The following is a 23,074-nucleotide window of genomic DNA, read 5'->3' as shown; positions in this document are numbered from 1 at the left end:
ATGACACATCGGATAAAGCGCATTCTCGCGGGCGCATCCGCGCTTTTGGCCTTGGCCGTGGCCGGCCCGTCGCAGGCGGAAACCACGCTGTCTTTCCTGATCGACAACAACCCGGACACGGTCGCTGCAGCCGAGGCCCTGGTTGCCGCCTATCAGACCAAGGCGCCTGATGTGACGATCGAAATCGAGCAGCGGCCGGGCGGCGGCGAAGGCGACAACATCATCAAAACGCGCCTGGCGACCGGGGAAATGTCCGATGTGTTTCTCTATAACTCAGGTTCGCTCTTGCAGGCGCTGAAGCCCGCGCAGACACTGGTCGATCTCACCGGGCTGCCGTCGCAAGCGAAGGTGGATAAGAGCTTCAAGGCGGTCGTCAGCGCCGACGGCAAGCTCTACGGCGTTCCCTTCGGCACGGCAATGGCCGGCGGCATCCTCTACAACAGGAAGATCTACCAGGATCTCGGCCTCCCCGTTCCGAAGACATGGGCGGATTTCATGGCGAACAACGCCAAGGTCAAGGCGTCAGGCAAGGTCGCGGTCGCGCAGACCTATCGCGACACCTGGACCTCGCAGCTGTTCGTTCTGGCCGATTATTACAACCTGCATGCCGCCGTGCCGAACTTCGCTGCCGATTATACCGCCAATAAGGCGAAATATGCCGAAACGCCGGCGGCGATGAAGGGCTTCGAACGGCTGAAGGACGTTCACGACGCCGGCCTGATGAACGAAGACTTCGGCGCGGCAAGCTACGACGACGGCTTGAGAATGGTGTCGACCGGCGAGGCCGCGCATTATCCGATGCTGAGCTTCGCCGTCAGTGCGCTCAAACAGAATTACCCCGAAAACCTTGGCGATGTCGGCTTTTTCGCCCAGCCGAGCGACGATGCGGCAACGAACGGCCTGACGGTCTGGATGCCGCCGGGCCTGTATATTCCCTTGGCCAGCCAGCATGCCGAGGAAGCGCGGAAATTCGTCGATTTCGCCGGAAGCGTCGAAGGCTGCAAGATCATGGTGGAAACCAACGCCGTTCAGGGCCCCTCCCTGGTCGACGGCTGCGATCTGCCGGCCGATGTCCCGCCTGCAATCAAGGACATGCTTCCTTATTTCGAGGCCGAGGGAAAGACGACTCCCGCCTTGGAATTCGTGTCGCCGGTCAAGGGACCGGCGCTCGAGCAGATCACCGTCGAGGTCGGCTCCGGCATCCGCCAGCCCGCCGAGGCAGCGAAACTTTATGACGACGACGTGCGCAAGCAGGCCAAGCAGCTCGGCCTGCCCAACTGGTAGCGGTCTTTCGGCAACCTCGCTCGCGAAGGGGCGAGGTTGCACCGATCGAAGAGATTGATATGACCGAGACACGCCCCCGCTCGCGCAAATCGCCTTATCCACTGTGGTTTTTCATTCCCGCCGCAATCATCTACGGCGTGCTGTTTCTCGTCCCCACGGTATCGTCTCTCTGGTTCAGCCTGACACGCTGGGATCTTTCGACGGCCGAATTCATCGGGTTCGAAAATTTTCAGCAGTTCTTTTCCGAGCCCTTCCTGGTCAAGGGGCTCGTCAACACGCTGATCTACGCCGTGACGACGTCGGGCCTGAAGACGGTCTGCGGTCTGCTGCTGGCGGTGCTGCTGACCAGCAATGTCTTCGCCCGCGGCTTCCTGCGCACGCTGGTCTTCTTTCCCGTGCTGGTGTCGACGATCGGCATCGGCATCACCTTCACGGTGATGATGCATCCGACCAGGGGCATCATCAATGTCACGCTCGAAGCGCTCGGCATTCCGGGGCCGGGATGGCTCACCAATCCGGCGCTGGCGCTTTTCTCAGTCGCCCTGGTCGATGTCTGGAAAGGGGTCGGCCTCGCCACCCTGATCTTCATCGCCGGCCTGGCTGCGATCAGCCCCGATTATTACGAAGCGGCGAGAATCGACGGCGCGACACGGCTTCAGCAATTTTTCCGGATCACCCTGCCGCTCGTGCGTCCCGCCACCGTTGTCGTGGTGACATTGTCGCTCATCGGTGGGCTTCGGTCGTTTGATCTGATATGGGCGATGACCCGCGGCGGCCCCGGCTTCTCCTCGGATGTAATCGCCTCGGTCATCTACAAGCAGTACCAGGCCGGTTTTTATGGGCTGTCGACCGCCGGAAACGTCATCCTTTTTGCCCTGATCGCCGTGATCATCCTGCCCATCAGTTTGTGGTTCAACCGGCGCGAGGTCGAGGAATGAGAAGCGTTCGCCCTTACGTGACCGGCGCGATCGCCCTTGCCGTCGCGGCCGTGATCTTCGTGATGCCCTTTGTTTTCGTCGCTCTTCAGGCGGTCAAATCGAAATCCGAAGCCTCCCGCCTCGATTTCGAATTGCCCGGGCAATGGCTGTTCTGGGACAATCTGGTCGCCGTCTTCCAGGCCCGCGACTACCAACTCGTGCTCGCCTATTTCAACTCCACCCTGATCACCGTCGTCTCCGTCACCATCCTGCTCCTGCTGTCGGCGATGGTGGGCTATGTGATGCAGCGCCGCAGAACCGTCTGGAATAAAGTGGCTTCGGTTGCGCTTTTCATGGGTCTGATGATGCCGCCGGCGGTCGTGCCGACCATCGGGCTCCTGCAGGAAATCGGCCTCTTCAAGACCATGACCGGAATGATCCTGATCCAGGTCGCCTATAATCTCTCCTTTTCGATCTTGCTCTACCGGTCGTTCATCTCGACCATCCCGCGCGATCTCGACGAAGCGGCGCTGATCGACGGCGCCAAACCCCGGCAGATCTTCTTCAGGGTCATCCTGCCGCTTTTGAAACCGGTGACGGTGACCAATATCGTCGTGCAGTCGATCGCGATCTTCAACGATTTCACCAACCCGCTTTATTATCTTCCCGGTAAGGAGAACGTCACGGTGCAGCTGACGCTCTATAATTTCCAGAGCATGTATACGAGCCAGTACAATCTGCTCTTCATGAATATCCTGCTCGTCACGATCCCGCCGCTGATTGTCTTCATCTTCTTCAACCGGCAGATCGTCGCGGGCATGACATCAGGCGCGGTCAAAGGGTAACAAATGGCTGAACTGACGCTGAAACAGGTCCGCAAGAGCTTCGGCGCCCTTGAGGTCATCAAGGGCATCGATCTGGAAGTTGCCTCCGGCGAGTTCGTCGTTTTCGTCGGCCCGTCGGGCTGTGGGAAATCGACGCTGCTGCGCATCATCGCCGGGCTGGAGGAGACGACATCGGGAACGCTGACGATCGGCGGCAAGGACGTCACCCATGCCGAACCCTCCGAGCGCGGCATCGCCATGGTGTTCCAGAGCTATGCGCTATACCCGCATATGACGGTTGCCGAAAATATCGGCTTCGGACTGTCGCTCGCCCGCCGTCCGAAGGCGGAAATAACGGCCAGAGTCAACGCGGCCGCCGAAACGCTCCAGCTCACCCATCTGTTGCAGAGAAAACCGAAAGCGCTCTCCGGCGGCCAGAGGCAGCGCGTCGCCATCGGCCGCGCGATCGTCCGCGATCCCAAGGTCTTCCTGTTCGACGAGCCGCTTTCCAATCTCGACGCGTCGCTCAGAGCCCAGATGCGCCTGGAGATCGCCGATCTCCACGCCCGGCTGAAATCGACGATGATCTATGTGACGCACGATCAGGTCGAGGCGATGACGATGGCCGACAAGATCGTCGTCTTGAACGGCGGAGCGGTCGAGCAGATCGGCAGCCCGATGGAGCTCTACCGCAATCCCGCCACACCCTTCGTCGCCGGCTTCATCGGCAGTCCGAAGATGAACCTCTACGGCGGCGAAATCGCACGGCTGATGAACTGCACGACCTATGGCATCCGTCCTGAACATATCAGGCTTTCCGAAGACGCCGGACAGTGGCACGGCACGATCCGGCACGTGGAACGGCTCGGCGCCGATGCGATCCTCTATCTCGATATCGCGGATCTCGGCGAGATGGTCGTGCGCACCGAGGGCGAGACACTGTTTGCGCCTGGGATGACGGTCTGGGCAAGTCCGGTTGAAGGCGCGGAACACAGGTTCTGAAAGGGCAAAGAACGCCAGCGGATCGACCCGCATCGGCGCGTTCGTGGCGTTTAGCACCGTACCAACCCCGCTACTCGTATCTTGAAAATCTGCAATCAATGATTAATATGCAATCATTGATGAACGGAGGCCGGCATGGCAAGCATGACCATCCGCAACCTGGACGATGGGTTGAAGCAGCGCTTGCGCATGCGCGCGGCGACACATGGCCGCTCCATGGAGGATGAAGCGCGGGATATTTTGCGCACGGCGCTTGCAACCAACGAACCAGTCGCTCGCAATCTCGCAGATGCCATCCGCACGCGCCTGCTCTCAGTCGGCGGCATCGAACTCGACATCCCGCCTCGAGAGCCAATTCGTGAGCCGCCGGATTTCGCCGCGTGATCGTTCTCGATACCAATGTCATTTCGGAGCTGCTGACCGCCGCCCCGAATGCGGCCGTCATAGATTGGCTCGCAAGGCAGCATCCTTCTTCCGTCTTCACGACTGCGGTCACGGAGGCGGAAATCCTCTATGGACTGCGCCTCCTTCCCGAGGGACGTCGCCGACGCGATCTGGAGGCGGCGATTTTGCCGATCTTCAGCGATGATTTCGGCGGACGCGTCCTGCCATTTGATCGCGACGCTTCAAACGTCTATGCGACGATCGCTACCGACCGCCGCAAGGCGGGCCGGCCAATCAGTCAATTCGATGCCCAGATCGCCGCCATCGCCATCTCGCGGGGCGCTTCGCTCGCAACACGCAATGTCTCCGATTTCACGGAAATCAGTCTTCAGATCATCAACCCATGGAACGACGGATAGAGCGCGGAGCCACCAGCAACTCCACACGGCAATCTCCCATCAGCCCGATCTGTCTTCGAAATATGTCACAATGACGATCATGGCCAATGCCGATCGCATCGCCCATCGTCTTGCTGCAGCGGAAGCAGCCTCGGCGCCCTGGAGTCCGTTGCCTCTTCAAGCCCTCAATTGCGGCAATGCCTCGCCCGTCAAAGAGAGAAGCGACTCGTAATCGGCTTCGGAAAGCACCGCGAAATCAACGAGGCCCAGCGTGGCCCGTGTCGCCACCAGCGATGGATCCTTTACAGCGGCGGCAAGCGCACGGCGCAGGAGAAGGACTCTCTCGTCCGAGGCATCGCCTGAAGTAATGAATGGCAGGCCGGGGCCTTTCAGCGTTTCGGCGATGATGCGGACCCCTTCAAGGTGGCCGGGATCGAAGCGGCGAACGTTCTCATAGGTGACGCAATCGATCGCCGCGCTATCTGCCCTGCCCTCGGCAACAGCAGCAATGCTGCCGCCGTGGCTACCAGTTTCGATGATCCGTCCGAAGAAGCGGCCCTCGCGGGCAAGCGGAGCAACGGCAGCACGAAAGAGATTGCTGCCGGAATTGCTGTCAGGGCTGTTGATCGCGGCCGTGGTGCCGCGCAAATCCTCCAGCGAGCGAAGAGGAGACTCCGTGCGGACAATGATGAAGCTGCGCATCAGCGGACCATCGCAGCCGGGATAATCATAGACCGGCGTCGCTACCAGACGAACTTTGCCGCGAAGGCGCCTGGCAAAGGGATAACCGCAGGTCTGCGAGAGGAGCAGATCCGGCCTCAGCCAGGCTTCGTCGTAGGCTACCGTCCGATCGAGCGTCTCGGGCAAGTCCGTCAGACCGGCCTGCGAAAGGTAGCGCCGGAGGAACGACCAGAGCTCGGCCGTCGCATCCGCGAGCGGCTTCGATGTGACATACATGGCGATGCTGGCGAGAGGCATTCCGGTCTTTCGTTGCGGCGAAGCGCAAGCATCGACCAAGTCAGGCAATGCCGCCCAGGCATACATATTTGAGTTCTGTATACTCGTCCAACCCGTGCCTGGAGCCTTCGCGGCCGAGACCCGACATCTTGACGCCGCCGAACGGCGCCTCGGCGGTGGAGACCAGGCCGGTATTGACCCCGACCATTCCATATTCGAGCGCTTCGGCCACGCGGAAAACCCGCGACAGATCGCGCGCGTAAAAATACGAGGCAAGCCCGAATTCGGTGTCGTTTGCCTGTGCGATGACGTCCTCTTCGTCGCGGAAACGAAAGAGCGGCGCAAGAGGCCCGAAGGTTTCCTCACGGGCGACCTGCATGCCGGCCGCGACATCGCGCAGAATGGTCGGTTCGAAGAAAAGCCCGCCGAGTGCGTGGCGCTTGCCGCCTGAAACGATCGCCGCACCCCTTGCGACGGCATCGTCGATATGGGCTTCGACCTTGGCGACGGCGTTGTCGTCGATGAGCGGGCCAAGCACGACATCCCTGTCGAGGCCGTTGCCGACCTTCAGGGCCGCAACGGCGGTTGCGAGCTTGGCGGCAAAGGCCTCGTAGACGCCGTCCTGGACATAAAGCCGGTTGGCACAGACGCAGGTCTGGCCATTGTTGCGGAATTTGGCGATGATCGCGCCTTCGACGGCCGCGTCGAGATCGGCATCGTCGAAGACGATGAAGGGTGCATTCCCGCCAAGCTCGAGCCCGAGCTTTTTGATCGTCGGCGCGCATTGCCGGTAAAGCAGCTCGCCCGTCCGGGTGGAACCGGTGAAAGTCAGGACCCGGATATCACGGCTTGCCGTCAGCGTCCCGCCGATTGCGGCAGCGTCACCGGTGACGATGTTGAGCAGCCCGGGCGGCAGGCCGGCGCGCTCGGCGAGAACGGCGATGGCGATTGCCGAGAACGGCGTCTGCGGCGCCGGCTTCAGAACGACGGCACAGCCGGCGGCAAGTGCGGGGCCGACCTTGCGGGTGATCATCGCGTTTGGAAAGTTCCAGGGCGTGATCGCGGCCACCACTCCTGCCGGCTGGCGCAGGACGAGGATGCGCTTGTCCGGTTGGTGTCCCGGTATGGTCTCGCCGTTGATGCGCCTTGCCTCTTCGGCAAACCATTCGATGAAGCTCGCGCCATAGGTGATCTCCCCCATGGCTTCAGCGAGCGGTTTTCCCTGTTCCAGCGTCAAGATCATCGCCAGATCGTCGCGGTTCTCGATCATCAGGCGGTGCCATGCCTTGAGAACGGCGGCGCGCTCGCCGGCAGTCTTCTTCGCCCAAAGCTTCTGGGCAGTGACGGCGGCGGCGATGGCCTCCTCCGTTTCGGCGGAACCGAGATCGGGGACCGCACCGAGCGGCTCGCCCGTCGCCGGATTGCGCACCATCGTCGCGAGGCGGCCTCCCGCCTCGATCCAGCGGCCGGCGACCGGACATGCCTGACGGAACAGCGAGGGATCACTGAGCTTCATAGGACGACCTTCAACAGAACACGTGAGCCGCACCCGGATCGAAATCCAGATGCACCGTGTCTCCACGGCTGAGCCCGGTGATCGCCTCATGACCGAACGGCAGGCGAACCGCCAGCGCTTCGCCCTTCGCGGTTTCTGTGGACACGTGGATATTGTTGCCGAGGAAAGTAATGTCGCTGACGGTGGCGGCGAGACCCGCGCCGGCTTGGGCGCGTGACAGCCGAATGCGCTCCGGCCTCAGCATCAGGGCTGCTTTTGTGCCTGAGGCGCCTTTCCCATGCACCGGAATGCTGTTGAAGACGGTTCCGCCGCCGAGCGAAATGGTGGCCTGTCCGTCTGATGACGAAAGCAGGTCGCAGGAAATGAAGTCGCTGTCGCCGATGAATTCGGCAACGAAGCGGGTCTTCGGGTTGGCGTAGAGTTCGGGGCCCGTGCCGATCTGGTCGATGACGCCCTTGGAAAAGACGGCGATGCGGTCGGAGAGCCGCAGCGCCTCTTCCTGGTCGTGCGTGACGTAAAGGATCGTCACTTCGGTCTGCTGATGGATGCGGCGGATCTCATGCTGGATTTCCTCGCGCAGCTTCTTGTCGAGCGCCGACAGCGGTTCGTCCATCAGAAGCACCGGCGGATCATAGGCAAGGGCTCTGGCCAGCGCCACACGCTGCTGCTGGCCGCCGGACATTTGCGCCGGCTTGCGATCCTCGAAGCCTTCGAGCCGGACGAGGCGCAGCATTTCCTTCACCTTGCTGTCGATCTCGGCCTTCGATTTGCGCCGGACCTTCAGCGGAAAGGCGATGTTTTCGCCCACCGTCAGATGCGGAAACAGGGTATAGCGCTGGAACACCATGCCAATATTGCGCTTGTGCGACGGCGTGGCGAGCAAGGTCTTGCCCTCCAGCGTAATGTCGCCTTTCGTCGGATTGTCAAATCCGGCCAGAATGTAGAGCGTCGTGCTCTTGCCGGATCCGGATGGCCCGAGAAAGGTCAGGAACTCCCCGCGCCGAACGTCGAGAGTGACATCGTGCACGGCGACGACTGCGCCGTATTCCTTGCGTATGCCGCGGATCTGAAGGAATGGTTCGTTCATTGTTTCAGTACCTTACGCACGACGGCAACCAGGGCCATCAAGATGATCGTCAAAAGGATGAGAAGGGTCGACGCCGCTGCGACAATAGGCGTCAGGTCTTGCCGCAGCGTCGCCCATACTTTCACGGGCAGCGTCTGCAAGGTCGGACTGGACATGAAGATCGCCACCACCACCTCGTCCCAGGATGTGAGGAACGAGAAGACGGCCGCCGAAAACAGCCCATGGCTGATTGCCGGAAGGGTGACCCTGATCTTTGCCTCAAGGGGCGAGGCGCCGCAGAGCACCGCCGCATCCTCGATCGACTTGTCGAAACCTTCAAGCGCACTCGATATCGACAGGATCGAGAAGGGCAGCGCCAGCACCAGGTGCGAAATGACAAAACCCGTCAAGGTTCCCCCAAGGCCAATCCTGAGAAAGAAGGCGTAGAGGGCAACGGCGAGAACCACGACCGGAAGGATCATCGGCGTCAGAAACAGCGCTTTCAGCGCATCGCGGAACATGAATGAACCACGCACCAGTCCGAAGGATGTCACGAGCCCGAGCAGTACCGACAGAACCGTGACGATGACGGCGATCTTGAAGCTCGTCAAAGCCGATTCCAGCCAGCGAGGGTCGGCAAAGAGCTGGCTGTACCATTGAAACGTCCAGCCCGGCGGCGGAAAGATCAGCCATTGCGAGGAGCCGAAGGACAGCGCCGCGATGAAGACGATCGGCAGCAGCAGGAAGGCTGCGGTCAAAAGCGTTATGCCGAGAAGGAGGTATTTCCACCAGCCAAGACGGTCGAAATTGAGCAACATATCAACGCCCTCCCGGGTTCTGGTTGCCGAAAAAACGCAGCTGCACGGCATAAAGCGAGAGCGTCACCACCAGGAGCACCAGCGCCGCCGCGCCGCCCATGCCCCAGTTGACCAGCGACTGCACGAACTGCGCGATCAGCTCTGCAAGCATCATGTTGGCAGTGCCGCCGAGAAGCGAGGGCGTGACGAAATAACCGAGCGACATGACGAAGACCATCAGGGCGCCGGCCGCCATGCCGGGCATCGCCAGCGGCAGCAGGACCCGCGTCAGGCATTGCCAACGGTTGGCACCGCAAAGGGCGGCCGCCTGCAGGGTCGATGGGTCGATCTTCTTAATCACGCCATAGAGCGGCAGGATGATAAAAGGCAGCATGATATAGGTCATGCCGATCGTGACACCGGTCAGATTGTTGACGAGCGCCAGCGGCTGGTCGATCAGGCCCATTCCCATCAGCATCTTGTTGATGAGCCCCGTCCTCTGCAGGAGCACCATCCAGGCATAGGTGCGGGCCAGGAGGTTGGTCCACATCGACAGCAGCAGGATCGCAAAGATCACCGAAGTCAGCCGTCCGGGCATGATTGCCAGCGCCCAGGCGACGGGAAAACCGATCGCGAGCGAAATCACCGTGACGAGACCCGAGACGATGAAGGTGTTGGCGAAAATCTTCAGATAGGTCGAAGACCCGATCAGTTGCGCATAGTTTCCCAAACCCGGCACGGGTTCCAGCACGCTGCGCAACAGCAGTATCGCCACCGGCACGACGAAAAAGATACCGACGAAGGCGAAAGCCGGAACGACCCCGCTGAAACCTGTTGGCCTGCGTATCTTCGGCAAGGGCGCAATTACGCCGGAGGCATCGCTAAACGTCGACATGACAGTCCTTCCCACCCGTCAATTTCCGCGAGGCGCATAGGTGCAACCGATTGGCACTGGCGCTGCGGGGGCACGGCGACCTTCGCCGTGCCCGTTGATCTCAAGCTTCAGCTTATTTCGCCTGCCAAGCGTACCACTTCTCGCCGATGGCATCGCGATTATCAGCCCAGTAGTTCATATCGGCATTGACCTGGCTTGCGGTCTGCTGGTCCGGCAGGGTCTTGGCCGTTTCCGGGTCCATCAGCTTGGCCGAGTCGATATTGATCGGCGCATATCCGGTGGCCTTTGCCAGGGCGGCCTGCGGTTCGGCCGAGGTCGCCAGTGCAATGAACTTCATCGCAGCTTCGACATTCGGCGAGCCCTTCGGCACGACGAGCGCATCGGCAGCGGTGATGTTCTGTTCCCAGGAGGTTTCAACCTTGATGCCGGTCGCAGCAAGCGCCGTCATGCGGCCGTTCCAGACGCTGCCGAAGGGCGCTTCAGCTGAGGCCAGCAGTTGCTGCGACTGGGCGCCGCCCGACCACCAGATGATATCCGACTTGATCGTATCGAGCTTCTTGAAGGCGCGGTCGAGATCGAGCGGATAAAGCTTGTCGGCCGGCACGCCGTCGGCAAGAAGCGCCGCTTCGATCACGCCGGGAGCCGACCACTTGTAGAATGTGCGCTTGCCGGGGAACTTCGCCGTGTCGAACAGGTCGGCCCATGTCTTCGGGCAGGCTTTGACGGCATCGGCATTGCAGCCGATGACGAAGGAATAATAGAAGCTGCCGACCGAATAGTCGGTGACAAAGCGCGGATCGAGCTTGGATTTGTCGATGACGGAGAAGTCGAGCTTTTCGAGCTGGCCGCTCTTGCCGGCCTGGGCGGCATAGTCGCCCTCGACGTCGACGACGTCCCAGGTGACTTCGCCGGCTTCGACCATGGCCTTCAGCTTGCCGTAGTCGGTCGGGCCGTCCTGCACGACGGTAATGCCGGTCTTCTCGGTGAACGGGCTTGCCCATGCCGCCTTCTGGGCATCCTGGGTCGTTCCGCCCCAGCTCGAGAAGACCATGTTGTCGGCGTGCGCCGGCGCGGAGACCGCGACGAATGCGGCAACCGCCGCGAAAGCAAATGTCGTTTTCATGTTCCCTTATCCCTGTTCTGGTTTGTCCTGCGGGTTATGCCTTATGTCGTCAGTGCGCCTCGCTCCCGGGAGAGAAACTTGCTGGCTTCATAATCTTGTTTTCCGCCACCTCGATGAGGTCGCGAATCTTGGGCAGGAAGGCCTGCCACCGGGGATCGGCTATCAGCCGCTGGCGTCTTGCCTCCCTGTCATCTAGGCTCGCAAAGGCCCAGATGTGGACGATCTCGTTGATGGTGCCGATCTCCGAGAAGAAGTAGCCGACCAGCGTGCCGAGATGGCTCTTCTGGATCTCGATGCCCTCTTCTTCGACGACCTTGAGATATTGCGGGATCGTGCCGTTCTTCAGCCGATAGGTGCGGATTTCGTAAAACATCGGCGTCACCTCATCACGAAAGGATCGGGGATCGGATCGTCGGAGGTTCGGAGCCAGATCGTCTTGGTGCGGGTGTAGTCGAGCGCCGCGGCCATGCCGCCTTCCCTGCCGTGGCCCGACAGGCCGCAGCCGCCGAAAGGCGCGATCGGCGAGACGGCGCGGTAGGTGTTGACCCAGACGATGCCGGCACGGATGCCCTTCATCAGCCGGTGCGCCCGGGTGAGGTTCTGGGTGAAGATGCCGGAGGCCAGGCCATAGCGGGTGTCGTTGGCAAGCCGCAGCGCCTCAGCCTCGGTCTCGAAGGAGACGACGGAGAGGACTGGCCCGAAGAACTCCTCGGTGAGCGAGGGCGAAGCGACATCGTCGCAATCGAGGATCGTCGGCGGGAAATAATAACCTTCGCCATCGATCTTGCGCCCGCCGGTGACGAGCCGGGCGCCGCTTTCGATCGACTTCTCGACGAGAGCGCCGATATTGTCCTGCTGGCGCTTGGTAGCAAGCGGGCCGACTTCGGTCGCCATGTCGAGCGGCGCGCCGATGCGGATCGCTTCCGCCTTCTCGCGCAGCAGCGCGACAAACCTATCCTTGACGTTGCGCTCGACGATCAGGCGCGAGCCGGCAACGCAGCTCTGCCCCGTCGCCGCGAAAATGCCCGCGACCTGGGCGTTGGCGGCACTTTCGAGGTCGGCGTCGGCAAAGACGATGAAGGGCGACTTGCCGCCGAGTTCAAGCGAGGTTGAGGCGAGGTTTTCGGCCGAGTTGCGCACGACGTGCCGGGCGGTTTCCGGGCCGCCGGTGAAGGCGACATGGGCGACCTTCGGGTGACGGCCAAGCGCCGCACCGCAGGAGGGGCCGAAACCGGTGATGATGTTGACGACGCCGGCGGGAAAACCTGCCTCATGCACTAGGCGGGCAAATTCGAGCAGCGGCGCCGGACCGTCTTCCGAGGCCTTGACCACCATCGTGCAGCCGGCCGCAAGCGCCGGGCCGATCTTCACCGCCGACAGGAAGAGCTGGCTGTTCCACGGCACGACCATCGCAACGACGCCGATCGGCTCGCGGCGAAGCCAGACGTCCATGTCGGGCTTGTCGATCGGCAGGTAGGAGCCTTCGATCTTGTCCGATATGCCGGCATAGTAACGATAATATTCGGCGACATAGGCGATCTGCGCGGAGGTCTCGCGGATGATCTTGCCGGTGTCGCGCGTCTCCAGTTCCGCCAGAATCGGCGCGTTGGCGGCAACGAGATCGGCGAGCTTGTAAAGCAGCTTGCCGCGTTGGGTGGCCGTCATCTTCGCCCAGGGGCCTTCATAAAGCGCCCGTTCGGCAGCGTTCACTGCCCGATCGACATCCGCTTCGCGGGCTTCGGGCATCTCAGCCCAGACCGCGCCGGTCGCCGGATCGATGCTCGGATAAGAAGCCTCGCCATCCGAGAATTCACCGTCGATATAGTGCTGGAAACGCCGCATGGCTTTACTCCTGAAATGCCGGCATGACCTCGGTGATGAAGCGCTCAAGCGACGCCTTCTTGCGCTCGAAACTCATGCCGGTGTCGATCCAGAAAGAATATTCGTCATAGCCGAGCGCTTCATAGGCCTTGAGCCGGTCGATCACGGTCTGCACGTCACCAACGACATTGTTGGTGCGCATGACCTCGTCCGAGAGCATCGCGTTTGCGCGGATCTGCTCGTCCGGGATCCGCTCGATCAGGCCTTGGGTAACCGGCTTCTCATTCTTGAACCAGGCGAAGAAGTAGTTGTAGTAGACGCTGAGTTCATAGGCCGCCTGGGCGACGTCCTCTTCCGACGAGCCGACGTAGGTGTGGCGCAGCAGCATGATCTTCGGCCGCTCGATACCAGGGTTCTTGGCGCAGGCATCGTTGAAGCGGTCCATCAGCGACTGGACCTCGTCATCGCCCTGCCAGAGCGGCGTCACCTGAACATTACAGCCGTTGGCGACGGCAAATTCGTGCGAGTTCGGATCGCGCGCGGCGACCCAGATCGGCGGGTTCGGCTGCTGCAGCGGCTTCGGCGCAGAAGTGGTGGCAGGAAACTTGAAGAACTCGCCGTCATGGGCATAGTCGCCCTTCCAGATGCCCTTGACCGCCGGGATGAGCTCGCGCATGCGCTGGCCGGCGCCCCAGGCGTCGAGGCCGGGCAGCAGACGCTCGTATTCGAAGGAATAGGCGCCGCGGGCAATGCCGATGTCGAGCCTTCCGTCGCAGATGATGTCGGTCATCGCCGCTTCGCCGGCAAGCTTGATCGGATGCCAGAAGGGGGCGATCACCGTCCCCGTCCCGAGCCTTGCCCGCGATGTGCGGCGCGCGAGATCGGCAATGGTCACGAAGGGGTTGGGGGCAATGGTGAAATCCATGCCATGGTGTTCGCCCGTCCAGATCGCATGCATGCCGCCTTTGTCGGCGATCTCGCAGAGCGCGACGAATTCCTCATAGAGGCTCTTATGGCTCTGGTTGGCGTCGAGCCGTTCCATATGGACGAAGAGGGAGAACTTCATGCTTTTGCGCCCTTGGCTGGAATGGGATGAATGGTGCCGCCGGTCTCGTCACCGAAATAGACGCCGAAATTGCCGATCGAGCTTTCCATCGCGAAGCGGTTGACGATATCGGCGGTCGAGCTGGTCTTGAATTTTGCCGCAGCCAGGGCGTCAGGTTTTACGAACCTGCCGCCGGCGGGCTCACCGTCTCCGGCAACGGCGTGATAGACGATGTGCTGCTTCCCATCGCTCTTGCCCTCATAGACTGAATAGAGAAAGCCGATGCTGACCTTCAGCCCGGTGAGCGTCTCCAGATATTCCTGCAGCGCCTCGGTCGGGTTGCCGTCATGAGCGTCGACGCTCGGCAGGGAGAGCACATCGTCGCCGAGCAGAAGAACTTCTCCGCGGCGCTCGACGACGGCTGCAAGTTCGATATTGCCTTCGCTTGCCGCGGAAACCGCCTTGCTTGCGAGCGTCGGCGTGAAATAGCCGCCGCGCGCATAGCCGAGACCGTTGCGGCCGCTATTGTCGAAGGATTCGATACGCCCCATCAGGATGACATGGTCGCCGGCCTCGACGACCTCTTCCATGGCGCATTCGAACCAGGCGGCCACATTCGAGAAGATCGGGCAGCCCGCCGATCCCTTGGCCCATTCGACTGCCGCAAATCTGTCTTCGACCGGCCGCGCAAAGGTGTTCGACACGTCCTTCTGCGTTTCCGACAGCACGTTGATCGCGAAATGCGGCGTACCGGTCATGGTGGCGAAATTGCGCGACGTCTTGGCAAGGCAGACGAGGAGCAAGGGCGGATTGAGCGAGACCGATGTGAAGGAGTTCGCGGTGAAGCCGATCGGATTTCCATCTCCGTCGCAGGCGGTGACGACGGTCACGCCTGTGGGAAAAGCGCCGAATGCATCTCGCAATGCCCTTGGGTCGACAGTCTGGATTGTCATCGTTCACCCTCCCCGAACGACAGCCACTCGGCGAGCAGCGAATTGACGATATCAGGCGCGGTCAGGTTCACCATATGACGATGGCCTTCGACGATGCGGGCCCAGCCCTTCGGCGCAAGCGCCGCCATCTGCTGCGCCATCAGAGGTGTCGAATTCGGATCATCGGACCCCGTCAGGAACAGGGCCGGCCCAGCCACGTTTTTCCAGTGATCGGCATAGGTCTCGTCGCCGCCGGCGAAGGCGGCGTAAGCGACAGCATAACCCTCCGGATCGACGAGGTTGAGCCATTTGCGCGTCAATTCCCGCGCAACAACGCTGTCTGCGTCATCGCCGAACCAGCGCGCCAAGGGACCTTCCTTGTCCACACCCGTCACCGGAATGGCCGCGGCCCGTGCGAGCACGGCAGCCTTTGCTTGCGGATCGCGCCTGTAAACGCCGTTAAGGTACGCGACACGGCTGATCCGTTCGCCGAACGTCGCCGCCGCTCCTCCGGATACCAACGCACCCATGGAGTGGCCGGCAACATTCACCCTATCGATTGCCATCTCGTCGAGAAAACGCCCGAACCAGGCGACAAACTCATTGAGGCGGCTGCCCGCCGGCAATTTTGCGCTCTCGCCATGTCCCGGCATGTCGACGGCGATGACACGATGGCCGGCCGACAGAAAGGTGATCTGCGGCGCCCAAGCTTCGAGCCGCATGCCGACGCCATGAATGAGAACCAGCGGCTCACCGCTGCCGGCCTCGTGATAGGCCGTTCCGCTTGCCGTCTTCTTGCGGGGCAAGCCACCGGCGGCGCTCTTTGCTGCAGCGACGCCTGAGATCGATCCGGCTGTCAGCATCTCGGAGCCCCTTTCAAACGCCCGCAGGATTGGCGACGTCCTGCCCAAGATCTTTCAGATCCTGGTAGCGGTCGCCGATGCGGTGATGAGGACGCCCCCCCACCGACGCGCCAAGAGCCACGACAATCTCGTCGGCGGCCGGCGCGTCGGGGATCGAGGTCTGGATGGTCAGGTAATGCGAGCGGCGGCCTTCGTCGTTCTTGTCCATCAGCGGGATCATGATCGGCGCATTGGCAGGACCGCGCGTATTGCAGAAGGCGAGATAGGATTTGGCGCCGACGGCATGGCGATAAAAATTGCCGAAGCGCAGCGTGTGGATGAGCGCGGAGGCATGCTCGATCTCACCGTCCAGGCCGACCACGGCGGCCTTGCCATAGCCTTCGACCGCATCGCCGGACCCGACCGCATCGATGATCATCTTGGTCAGCAATTCACCGAGAACCGGAGCGCCCGCATGGATTTCAGGCTTGAGGTCTTCGACGAAGCCGCGGCCCGCCCAGGGATTCTTCACGACCGCGAAAGCGGTAAACAGCTTCAGCGGCACCGCTGCGGCCTTGCCGCCTTCGATCAGCGTCGTTTCGATCTGCAGTCCCGTCTTGCGAATTTGAATGGCCATGGATCACCTCGTCTCTCTATTTGGTATTATGGTATACCATAATATATGAGTGTCAAGTTGGTTTCTGCGAGGACTTGGTCGACCCTTGAAATCTCCGATTTTCCGGCCGTCCCCGAAACGCTCGGAAGCGTTACTTTTATTCTGCTGTCAGGACCCTTGCAGCGGATCGGCAGGCCAAATCCCAGTTCATATGATACCGCCTTATATATTATTGAATATGGCATACCATCACATCGAGCAAAGACGGGTGTCAAGCTCGGAGTGTAGACGTTTCGGGGAACGTGATTGCGTATGCGCAGAGGCATCGACAAATGTCGATGCGACACCGCCTTGTCGGCGGTCTACATACGACGAGTTTTAAGGAATTATTCCGCAGGCTTCTGAGCGGACAACACCGCCTCGGCAATGGCACTCGCCGCCGCGACATGATCCATCGCCGCGCGCTGGGCGCCCTCGCCGTCGCCGCGGCGGATGGCATCGACGATCTTCGACATCTGCAGCGGCCCTTCGATACCGCGCCGTTCCGTCTTGATCGTCATCGAGCGCAGATGGTTGATGCGCACAGTGAGGAGGTTGACGACGCCCCAGGCGACATGCCTGTCGACCTTGGTGAACAGCGTCTGGTAAAAGGAAGAGGTATTGGCCAGCACGCCGGCCATATCGCTATCGCGGTAGCTGTTGCGGATTGCGGTCAGGGATTCCTCGAGCGCGGCGACGATCTCGGGGCTGCCGCGCTCTGCGCAGAGCCGTGCCGCCATGCCTTCGAGCGCACCGCGGATCTCATAGATCTGTTTGGCTTCCTCGATATCCAGCTGGGCGACGATTGGTCCCTTGTTCGGCAGATTGGCGACCAGCCCTTCCGATTCCAGATGTCTCAGAACCTCGCGCACCACCGTCCGGCTGACGCCGAGCTGGGCGCAGAGGTCGCGCTCGACAAGCCTGTCTCCGGGACGGAAATATCCGTTGACGATGGCCTCGCGGACCTTGTCGAGCGCTAGCTCCCGCAAGGTTTTCGCAGGACGCTCGACCCTGATTGCTGCGTCCTTCGGAGCACCGCTCATACTGTACCTCAGTGTTGGATTGACTTCGCAGGCTCAAGTTTTGCTGCGGCAGCCGAATTCAGGAATCGTATTATGGCCTACCAAATACTGTAGCTGTCGGCGGCCGGCAATTCAACAGCAGCGCGCCGATCCCGAGATTGTCAGCCTATGCACCGGAATTGGGCCTTGCCCGGACGATCTCTTCGGCCACGGCCTTCGCCTGCAGCCGGATGTCGGGGACGGCGGTGATCTCCCAGAATTGACCCGCCGTCAAGGCGCCGACGGCAAACAGCCGGGCCGGCGAAATTCGAGATGGCGCCGTCACCTCGGAAGCCGCATCCACCTGGATGCCAAGACCGAGAGGATCGGGGACGATCAACTGAAACCGGCTCATTTCCTTCAGAAGCGGCGAATGGCTGATCCCGGCGCGCTCCATGCCCGTGCAGTTGACCAGCCAGTCCGCCTTGATCTCGGCGATCTCACGCTTGGCTCTGACCCTATATCCGGCAACGAGCCTGCCTTCCCTGGCCTCGAGCGATTTCAGGAATCCGGCGTGAAAGCGAACGGTTCCGTCCGCGACCAGTTTCTCGAAGCCGGCGAACACCTCGGGCGCGACCCGGTGGCGGTGGATGTTCCACCAGGGAAGCGCATGCCTGAGGAAACGCGCCCGCTCCTCGTTCGAAAGCCTTTGCCAGAGAGCCTGCGTGACCGGCCTTAGGCCGTCCATCACGGCCCGCCAGTCGGCGACCGACCTGCTCTTTTCCCGCAAGGTCTTCAAGATACCGCTGATCGTGCCGGGAAGTGTGTGAACGTCGACCGGCAGAGGCGCCGGCGGCGTCTTCGCATGGCCGAGCGGCGCCAGGCCGCGCCGCGAAAGCACGTCGATCCTGCCTCTGTGGCCGTGGGCGCGAAGTGCCAGAACCTGATCGATCATCGTCAGGCCGGAGCCGAGGATAGAGACCGTATCGGACGGCGCGACACGCCGCAGCCAGGAAAGCCGCCACGGGTTCTCGACGATCCGCGATCGCAGCGAAGACGGGACGCCAGACGGATCGACCGGAAGGTCGGCATTTCCGACGCCAAGGCAAAGCACCACATTCTTCCCGGCGATCTCGTCGCCATTGCCGAGGTGGAAGGCGAGCCTGCTGGTGTAGCGCTCCACACATCCGGCCGCCTTGGCCTTGATGAAATCGACCCGGCAGCGGCCATCCCGCTTGCGCAGCAGCCGCGCAAGCGTATCCCTGACATAGAGGCCGTAATCGCTGCGCGAGGCGAAATCGCCCGCCTGCAGCTGGCGTCCATGAGTTTTCAGCCAATCGACGAAATCGTCGGGATGATGGGGCAGCAGGCTCATGCGGCCGGCCGGCACATTGAGGCGATGGAGATAGAGCTCCGTCCGATATGCGGTCCCGCGCCCGAAACCGGGATCGTCGCCGACGACGGCGATCGTCGCCGTAGCGGGAAGCTGCTCGATGAGATTGCAGGTCACAGCGATCGCTGAAAAACCGGAACCGACCACGATCACATCGTATATCAACACATTCTCCCCGAAGCTCCGTAATGCCGGTTCTTGTCGCTCACCCGCCTCGGGATCACTCAAGCGGCAGAATCACGAAAACAATTATCTCTATAGTCTATAAATATAGTTTGTTATTCCTCCCGCCAGCCCCTTCTCGACGATTACCCTTTGAAGGTGAGATCAAGGGGCCGGGTGGCCCTGGGAACAAAGGGGCTCAAGATGAATTTCAAAAAACTGATTGCCGCGATTGCCTTGGGCGTCGGCACGCTTGCAACAGCGATCGTCGCCGAGGCGGCGGACAAGAAGGTCGTCGTCGGCTATCAAACCGATGCCTTGCCGTCTTCCGTGGCGATCGCCAACGGCGAATTCGCCAAGGACACGGGATACGACATCGACTTCCGCAGATTCAATTCCGGCGCCGAAATCTTTGCGGCCATTGCCTCGGGCGACGTTCAGGTCGGCTATGTCGGCTCCAGCCCGTTTGCGGCTGCGGTCTCGCGCGGGCTCGAGGTCAAGGCCTTCTACCTTGCCTCCATCTCCGGCATCGACGAGGCCCTCGTCGTCCGCAACGGCTCGGGCATCGAAAGCCTGAACGATCTGAAGGGCAAGAAGCTTGCCGCCGCACCCGTTTCCACCGACCATTATCAGCTCCTGGCGCTGATCAAATCGCTTGGCCTGACCGAGAAGGACGTTCAGGTCTTCGCAATCCCGCAGCCGGAGATCGTGGCGAGCTATAACCGCGGCGATATCGACGGCGGCTTCGTCTGGGATCCGGCGCTGACCGAACTCAAGAAGAACGGAAAGGTTCTGGTGACTTCCAAGGACGTGGCGGACAAGGGTGCGCCGACATTCTCCGCCTGGGTCGCCACCTCGACGTTTGCCACCGAGAACCCGGAATTCCTGAAGGGCTTCGCCTCGGTCATCAACAAATACTACGCCTCCTTCGCGTCGGATAAGGCCGCCTGGGGGCCCGACAGCGACAACGCCAAGTCGCTCGCCAAGCTTCTCGGCGGAACGGCCGAGCAACAGGCCTCGGCTCTGAAGAACCTGACGCTGCTCACCCCCGAGGTCCAGGCATCGGAGGCTTGGCTGGGCGGTGGCGAAAAGGCGGGTGCCGGCAAGATCCTCAAGGACACGGCATCGTTCCTGAAAGAACAAGGCAAGGTGTCCGACGTGCTGGCAAATTACGGCGCCTTCGTCACCGCAGACGCGCTTACCAGCGTCAGCAACTGATCCTCCCCGACGCCGGCGCAACACTTGCGCGCCGGCGTCGAACCTTGCGAGCGGACCATGCTTAAAGTCGATCACGCCAGCGTTTTCTTTGCAGCCCGGGACGGGCGGACCGTCCATGCGCTCGATCGCGTTTCCTTCGATATCCCCGAACGGGGTTTCGTGGTCGCGCTCGGCGCCTCGGGATGCGGCAAATCAACCCTTCTCAACGCGATTGCCGGTTTCCTTCCACTGTCGGATGGCCGGATCACGCTTGATGGCCGCGCGGTCGAACGCCCAGGCGCCGATCGCGGCGTCGTCTTTCAGAAAGATGCGCTGCTGCCCTGGAAATCGGTAGCCGACAATGTCGCGCTCGGCCTGAAATTTGCCGGCGTCAACCGCAAGGAGCGACAGGTGCGCGCGTTCGAGCTGCTCCGGCTCGTCGGCCTCGACGAATTCGCCAGTGCCTTTCCCTACGAGCTGTCGGGCGGCATGCGCCAGCGGGTCGGCATCGCCCGCGCGCTCGCTACAAATCCCGACATCCTGCTGATGGACGAGCCGTTCGGGGCGCTCGACAGCCTGACGCGCGAGCAGATGCAGGAACTGCTGGTTTCCGTCTGGAACAAGACGGCAAAGAAGATTTTCTTCATTACCCACTCGATCGAGGAGGCCCTGTTCCTCGGTACGCAGGTCCTCGTCATGTCGCCTCGGCCGGGGCGCGTCGTCGCCCGCTTCGATCTAGATTTCATCAGACGCTTCGCCGAGACCGGCGATGCACGATCGATCAAGGCCTCGCCGCAATTTGCCGAGCTGCGCGAGGAGATCCGCGCCATTCTCCACAGCAGCGAAGATTTGAGGAGTGCGGCATGAGTGATATCGTCCAGTCTCCGTCGATTGCGGCGCATAGAGCGGACCGGCAGGTCAAGCTGGTGAAGATGGCAAGTTTCGGCGCCGGCGAGAAATCCACGGTGGCGATCAGTGTTGCCACCGCCTTGGCGATCCTGCTGCTGTGGTGGCTCGTCTCCGCGCTCGGCCTCGTGCCGCATCTTTTCCTGCCGCGTCCGGACGAGGTGCTGACGCAGATCGGCCTCGTCTATCGCGACGGTTATGCCGGCGCATCGCTTTCCGAGCATATCCTTGCGAGCCTGTTCCGCATCGTCGTCGCAGCGCTGATCGCCATCTCCGCCGGCATTCCGCTCGGACTGCTCATGGGCCTGAACCGCTGGGCCAAAGGGGTGTTCGATGCGCCGATCGAATTCTACTGGCCGCTCCCGCCCCTCTCCTACCTGCCGCTGATGATCATCTGGCTCGGTATCGGCGAAACGTCGAAAATCACGCTCCTGGTGCTGGCGATGTTCGCGCCGATCTGCCTCTCGGCCCAGGCAGGCGTCCGATCGCTGCCGATCGAGCGCGTCAATGCCGCCCGTTCGCTCGGCGCGAGCCGGCTGCAGCTGTTCATCGATATCGTCCTGCCCTCCGCCCTGCCCGAGATCCTCACCGGCATCCGCATTGCACTCGGCGTCGGCTGGGGCACGCTGGTCGCCGCCGAATTGATCGCCTCGACGCGCGGGATCGGCTTCATGATCATGTCGGCATCGCAGTTCCTGGCAACCGACGTCGTCTTCGTCGGCATCGGCATCATCGCGGTCTGCGCCTTCACCTTCTCGGCCGCCATCCGTTTCCTGGAGACCTACCTTGTGCCTTGGAAAGGCAAGCTCTGAGGGAATGCAGGTAATTCAAAACGTCAAAGCGCCGCGGGTCTGAAAAGACGCGCGGCGCTTAACGTCTTTGCGTAACCTCGTTCAGACCATGGATCGATTGGAGTTCGGCGGCGACGAGCTCCTGGAGGCGCCATAAATTGCGATCGTGGATGCCGCGTTCTTCCAGATGCTTCACCGTCAGATAGAGATATTCGGCGCAGGAGCCCATATGTCCGCAGGCCCTGGCAAGCACGCGCGCCACCGTCTCCAACGGCAATCTGCGGGAAACGCGCTCCCCCTTCGGGCCGGCCCAAAAGACCAGGGCGCGCACCAAGCCATGTGCGGTCTCGACAGAAATCCAGCGAACCGTCGCCGCATCGTCGATCGTGCCGACCTCACGGCGGATCAACCGCCGAATTTGGCCGAGGCGATCGTCATCGGCAAGCCTGTAGAGGATGCCGTTGCAGCGTCCGCCGCGATCAAGCGCCATCATGAGGCCGGGCTGCGCCCGGCTTCCCCGCCAGCGGGTCATCTTCAGGCAGAAGGACCGATGCCAACCCCTTGCTGCGCCGCGCTGCCACTCGACGGCATCGAAGTCCGGCTTCCATATCAATGATCCATAGGCGAAGACCCAGAGCGGCGCGCCGTCGGATTCCTGGAGCAGCCGCCTGGCGAACATCTCCGTCTCCATCTCGGTCAGCGGTATCCGGTGCGGCTCGGGGCCGGGATCGAGCTCGGGGCGAAGGCTGAGCGACACGAGCTCGTCCGTAAGAGCCATGCTGGTTGCGCCGAGCATCCGAACCTCGCTTCGCCGCATCCCGGGCTGCTTATACTCGATGATGCCGGTCACGTTTCAATGCACCGTAAATCTGGCCGCGTCGGCCCGGCGCCGCTGAAGGCTGCAGATCAGCATCGCGGCCTCCCTGACGATCGCCGCAAATGTCGTATCGTCGGCCTCGGCGATCCTGCCCGTCATGTCGCGGATGATTGTCGTCAGATGGATGATCGAATGGCGATGTTGCACTTCGTCCGGCCCAATTTCGGCATCTGCCATGGCAAGCAGCGTCTCTACCAAACGCTCCATGGTTTGCCGGCGCCGGCTCCTCGGGTCGGCATTCGGATCATCGCTGAGGCGCAGGAGATCGTCGATGATATCGGACATTCGG

The 23,074-nt window shown here is 61.7% G+C and carries 25 protein-coding genes; 9 read left to right on the top strand and 16 right to left on the bottom strand.

Annotation, left to right across the window (positions count from 1 at the left end; genetic code table 11):
• From AMK05_RS22480 to AMK05_RS22455, 6 genes are all read left to right on the top strand, one after another.
• Positions 1–1,284, top strand: a complete 1,284-nt coding sequence (locus AMK05_RS22480; RefSeq protein WP_064841529.1) for an ABC transporter substrate-binding protein — start codon at positions 1–3, stop codon at positions 1,282–1,284.
• A 59-nt stretch (positions 1,285–1,343) separates the two neighbouring features.
• Entirely contained in the window at positions 1,344–2,222 is an 879-nt protein-coding gene (locus AMK05_RS22475) for a carbohydrate ABC transporter permease (protein ID WP_064841528.1), read from the top strand.
• A complete protein-coding gene (locus AMK05_RS22470; protein ID WP_064841527.1) occupies positions 2,219–3,046 on the top strand; it encodes a carbohydrate ABC transporter permease in 828 nt (275 codons plus the stop codon). Before AMK05_RS22475 ends, AMK05_RS22470 begins: the two co-directional genes overlap by 4 nt.
• A 3-nt stretch (positions 3,047–3,049) precedes the next feature.
• Complete coding sequence (locus tag AMK05_RS22465; protein WP_064841526.1) at positions 3,050–4,027, top strand: ABC transporter ATP-binding protein; 978 nt, start codon at positions 3,050–3,052, stop codon at positions 4,025–4,027.
• A 135-nt stretch (positions 4,028–4,162) separates the two neighbouring features.
• Positions 4,163–4,411 carry a FitA-like ribbon-helix-helix domain-containing protein gene (locus AMK05_RS22460; RefSeq protein ID WP_064841525.1) on the top strand — a complete coding sequence of 83 codons (249 nt, stop codon included), beginning with the start codon at positions 4,163–4,165 and terminating at the stop codon, positions 4,409–4,411.
• Positions 4,408–4,830 carry a type II toxin-antitoxin system VapC family toxin gene (locus AMK05_RS22455; protein WP_064841524.1) on the top strand — a complete coding sequence of 141 codons (423 nt, stop codon included), beginning with the start codon at positions 4,408–4,410 and terminating at the stop codon, positions 4,828–4,830. Before AMK05_RS22460 ends, AMK05_RS22455 begins: the two co-directional genes overlap by 4 nt.
• Before the next feature lie 156 nt (positions 4,831–4,986).
• Here AMK05_RS22455 and AMK05_RS22450 read toward each other — a convergent pair whose 3' ends face one another.
• From AMK05_RS22450 to AMK05_RS22385, 14 genes are all read right to left on the bottom strand, one after another.
• On the bottom strand, positions 4,987–5,787 hold the full coding sequence (locus AMK05_RS22450) for a phosphate/phosphite/phosphonate ABC transporter substrate-binding protein (RefSeq protein ID WP_064841523.1): 801 nt from the start codon (positions 5,785–5,787) through the stop codon (positions 4,987–4,989).
• 40 nt (positions 5,788–5,827) lie between these two features.
• On the bottom strand, positions 5,828–7,282 hold the full coding sequence (locus tag AMK05_RS22445) for an NAD-dependent succinate-semialdehyde dehydrogenase (protein ID WP_064841522.1): 1,455 nt from the start codon (positions 7,280–7,282) through the stop codon (positions 5,828–5,830).
• A 10-nt stretch (positions 7,283–7,292) separates the two neighbouring features.
• Entirely contained in the window at positions 7,293–8,369 is a 1,077-nt protein-coding gene (locus AMK05_RS22440) for an ABC transporter ATP-binding protein (RefSeq protein WP_064841521.1), read from the bottom strand.
• Positions 8,366–9,166: an ABC transporter permease gene (locus AMK05_RS22435; protein WP_064841520.1), complete on the bottom strand. Its 801-nt coding sequence runs from the start codon at positions 9,164–9,166 to the stop codon at positions 8,366–8,368. The genes AMK05_RS22440 and AMK05_RS22435 overlap by 4 nt, the downstream gene beginning before the upstream one ends.
• Before the next feature lies 1 nt (position 9,167).
• On the bottom strand, positions 9,168–10,040 hold the full coding sequence (locus AMK05_RS22430) for an ABC transporter permease (protein WP_064841519.1): 873 nt from the start codon (positions 10,038–10,040) through the stop codon (positions 9,168–9,170).
• Positions 10,041–10,152: 112 nt separating this feature from the next.
• Entirely contained in the window at positions 10,153–11,163 is a 1,011-nt protein-coding gene (locus AMK05_RS22425; protein ID WP_064841518.1) for an ABC transporter substrate-binding protein, read from the bottom strand.
• Between the two features lie 49 nt (positions 11,164–11,212).
• Entirely contained in the window at positions 11,213–11,536 is a 324-nt protein-coding gene (locus AMK05_RS22420; RefSeq protein WP_064841517.1) for an NIPSNAP family protein, read from the bottom strand.
• 5 nt (positions 11,537–11,541) lie between these two features.
• Positions 11,542–13,005, bottom strand: coding sequence for an aldehyde dehydrogenase (locus tag AMK05_RS22415; RefSeq protein WP_064841516.1), 1,464 nt, complete (start codon positions 13,003–13,005; stop codon positions 11,542–11,544).
• A 4-nt stretch (positions 13,006–13,009) separates the two neighbouring features.
• Positions 13,010–14,050 (bottom strand): LLM class flavin-dependent oxidoreductase, encoded by a 1,041-nt coding sequence (locus tag AMK05_RS22410; protein ID WP_064841515.1) that lies wholly within the window; start codon positions 14,048–14,050, stop codon positions 13,010–13,012.
• A complete protein-coding gene (locus tag AMK05_RS22405) occupies positions 14,047–14,982 on the bottom strand; it encodes a flavin reductase family protein (protein ID WP_064841514.1) in 936 nt (311 codons plus the stop codon). The genes AMK05_RS22410 and AMK05_RS22405 overlap by 4 nt, the downstream gene beginning before the upstream one ends.
• Complete coding sequence (locus AMK05_RS22400; protein ID WP_064841513.1) at positions 14,979–15,824, bottom strand: alpha/beta fold hydrolase; 846 nt, start codon at positions 15,822–15,824, stop codon at positions 14,979–14,981. Before AMK05_RS22400 ends, AMK05_RS22405 begins: the two co-directional genes overlap by 4 nt.
• 13 nt (positions 15,825–15,837) lie before the next feature.
• Positions 15,838–16,440 carry an amino acid synthesis family protein gene (locus AMK05_RS22395; RefSeq protein ID WP_064841512.1) on the bottom strand — a complete coding sequence of 201 codons (603 nt, stop codon included), beginning with the start codon at positions 16,438–16,440 and terminating at the stop codon, positions 15,838–15,840.
• Between the two features lie 365 nt (positions 16,441–16,805).
• Positions 16,806–17,501, bottom strand: coding sequence for a GntR family transcriptional regulator (locus AMK05_RS22390; protein ID WP_064841511.1), 696 nt, complete (start codon positions 17,499–17,501; stop codon positions 16,806–16,808).
• A gap of 145 nt (positions 17,502–17,646) precedes the next feature.
• Positions 17,647–19,017 (bottom strand): FAD/NAD(P)-binding protein, encoded by a 1,371-nt coding sequence (locus AMK05_RS22385; RefSeq protein WP_064841510.1) that lies wholly within the window; start codon positions 19,015–19,017, stop codon positions 17,647–17,649.
• Between the two features lie 201 nt (positions 19,018–19,218).
• Between AMK05_RS22385 and tauA the strand changes: the two genes are divergently transcribed.
• The 3 genes from tauA to AMK05_RS22370 are packed head-to-tail and all read left to right on the top strand — an operon-like array spanning position 19,219 to position 21,929.
• A complete protein-coding gene (gene tauA, locus AMK05_RS22380; RefSeq protein ID WP_064841509.1) occupies positions 19,219–20,232 on the top strand; it encodes a taurine ABC transporter substrate-binding protein in 1,014 nt (337 codons plus the stop codon).
• 57 nt (positions 20,233–20,289) lie between these two features.
• A complete protein-coding gene (locus AMK05_RS22375; protein ID WP_064841760.1) occupies positions 20,290–21,078 on the top strand; it encodes a taurine ABC transporter ATP-binding protein in 789 nt (262 codons plus the stop codon).
• Entirely contained in the window at positions 21,075–21,929 is an 855-nt protein-coding gene (locus AMK05_RS22370) for an ABC transporter permease subunit (RefSeq protein ID WP_064841508.1), read from the top strand. Before AMK05_RS22375 ends, AMK05_RS22370 begins: the two co-directional genes overlap by 4 nt.
• A 58-nt stretch (positions 21,930–21,987) precedes the next feature.
• Here AMK05_RS22370 and AMK05_RS22365 read toward each other — a convergent pair whose 3' ends face one another.
• Both AMK05_RS22365 and AMK05_RS22360 read right to left on the bottom strand, forming a co-directional pair.
• Positions 21,988–22,704 carry a gamma-glutamylcyclotransferase gene (locus AMK05_RS22365; protein ID WP_442966267.1) on the bottom strand — a complete coding sequence of 239 codons (717 nt, stop codon included), beginning with the start codon at positions 22,702–22,704 and terminating at the stop codon, positions 21,988–21,990.
• A 57-nt stretch (positions 22,705–22,761) separates the two neighbouring features.
• Entirely contained in the window at positions 22,762–23,070 is a 309-nt protein-coding gene (locus AMK05_RS22360) for a hypothetical protein (protein ID WP_064841506.1), read from the bottom strand.
• Positions 23,071–23,074: the final 4 nt, after the last annotated feature.

It is taken from the genome of Rhizobium sp. N324, from assembly GCF_001664485.1.
Lineage (GTDB): Bacteria > Pseudomonadota > Alphaproteobacteria > Rhizobiales > Rhizobiaceae > Rhizobium.
The sequence above is the reverse complement of the archived record's forward strand: the minus strand, read 5'-3'. Positions and strand labels throughout refer to the sequence as shown.

Bases quoted from the DNA above. Each gene is read 5' to 3' on its own strand.
- AMK05_RS22415 (WP_064841516.1), bottom strand. From the start codon at position 13,005: ATGCGGCGTTTCCAGCACTATATCGACGGTGAATTCTCGGATGGCGAG.
- AMK05_RS22425 (WP_064841518.1), bottom strand. From the start codon at position 11,163: ATGAAAACGACATTTGCTTTCGCGGCGGTTGCCGCATTCGTCGCGGTC.
- AMK05_RS22475 (WP_064841528.1), top strand. From the start codon at position 1,344: ATGACCGAGACACGCCCCCGCTCGCGCAAATCGCCTTATCCACTGTGG.
- AMK05_RS22440 (WP_064841521.1), bottom strand. From the start codon at position 8,369: ATGAACGAACCATTCCTTCAGATCCGCGGCATACGCAAGGAATACGGC.
- AMK05_RS22465 (WP_064841526.1), top strand. From the start codon at position 3,050: ATGGCTGAACTGACGCTGAAACAGGTCCGCAAGAGCTTCGGCGCCCTT.
- AMK05_RS22410 (WP_064841515.1), bottom strand. From the start codon at position 14,050: ATGAAGTTCTCCCTCTTCGTCCATATGGAACGGCTCGACGCCAACCAG.
- AMK05_RS22370 (WP_064841508.1), top strand. From the start codon at position 21,075: ATGAGTGATATCGTCCAGTCTCCGTCGATTGCGGCGCATAGAGCGGAC.
- tauA (WP_064841509.1), top strand. From the start codon at position 19,219: ATGAATTTCAAAAAACTGATTGCCGCGATTGCCTTGGGCGTCGGCACG.
- AMK05_RS22400 (WP_064841513.1), bottom strand. From the start codon at position 15,824: ATGCTGACAGCCGGATCGATCTCAGGCGTCGCTGCAGCAAAGAGCGCC.
- AMK05_RS22430 (WP_064841519.1), bottom strand. From the start codon at position 10,040: ATGTCGACGTTTAGCGATGCCTCCGGCGTAATTGCGCCCTTGCCGAAG.
- AMK05_RS22480 (WP_064841529.1), top strand. From the start codon at position 1: ATGACACATCGGATAAAGCGCATTCTCGCGGGCGCATCCGCGCTTTTG.
- AMK05_RS22375 (WP_064841760.1), top strand. From the start codon at position 20,290: ATGCTTAAAGTCGATCACGCCAGCGTTTTCTTTGCAGCCCGGGACGGG.
- AMK05_RS22365 (WP_442966267.1), bottom strand. From the start codon at position 22,704: ATGCTCGGCGCAACCAGCATGGCTCTTACGGACGAGCTCGTGTCGCTC.
- AMK05_RS22395 (WP_064841512.1), bottom strand. From the start codon at position 16,440: ATGGCCATTCAAATTCGCAAGACGGGACTGCAGATCGAAACGACGCTG.
- AMK05_RS22360 (WP_064841506.1), bottom strand. From the start codon at position 23,070: ATGTCCGATATCATCGACGATCTCCTGCGCCTCAGCGATGATCCGAAT.
- AMK05_RS22445 (WP_064841522.1), bottom strand. From the start codon at position 7,282: ATGAAGCTCAGTGATCCCTCGCTGTTCCGTCAGGCATGTCCGGTCGCC.
- AMK05_RS22470 (WP_064841527.1), top strand. From the start codon at position 2,219: ATGAGAAGCGTTCGCCCTTACGTGACCGGCGCGATCGCCCTTGCCGTC.
- AMK05_RS22450 (WP_064841523.1), bottom strand. From the start codon at position 5,787: ATGCCTCTCGCCAGCATCGCCATGTATGTCACATCGAAGCCGCTCGCG.
- AMK05_RS22390 (WP_064841511.1), bottom strand. From the start codon at position 17,501: ATGAGCGGTGCTCCGAAGGACGCAGCAATCAGGGTCGAGCGTCCTGCG.
- AMK05_RS22460 (WP_064841525.1), top strand. From the start codon at position 4,163: ATGGCAAGCATGACCATCCGCAACCTGGACGATGGGTTGAAGCAGCGC.
- AMK05_RS22435 (WP_064841520.1), bottom strand. From the start codon at position 9,166: ATGTTGCTCAATTTCGACCGTCTTGGCTGGTGGAAATACCTCCTTCTC.
- AMK05_RS22405 (WP_064841514.1), bottom strand. From the start codon at position 14,982: ATGACAATCCAGACTGTCGACCCAAGGGCATTGCGAGATGCATTCGGC.
- AMK05_RS22420 (WP_064841517.1), bottom strand. From the start codon at position 11,536: ATGTTTTACGAAATCCGCACCTATCGGCTGAAGAACGGCACGATCCCG.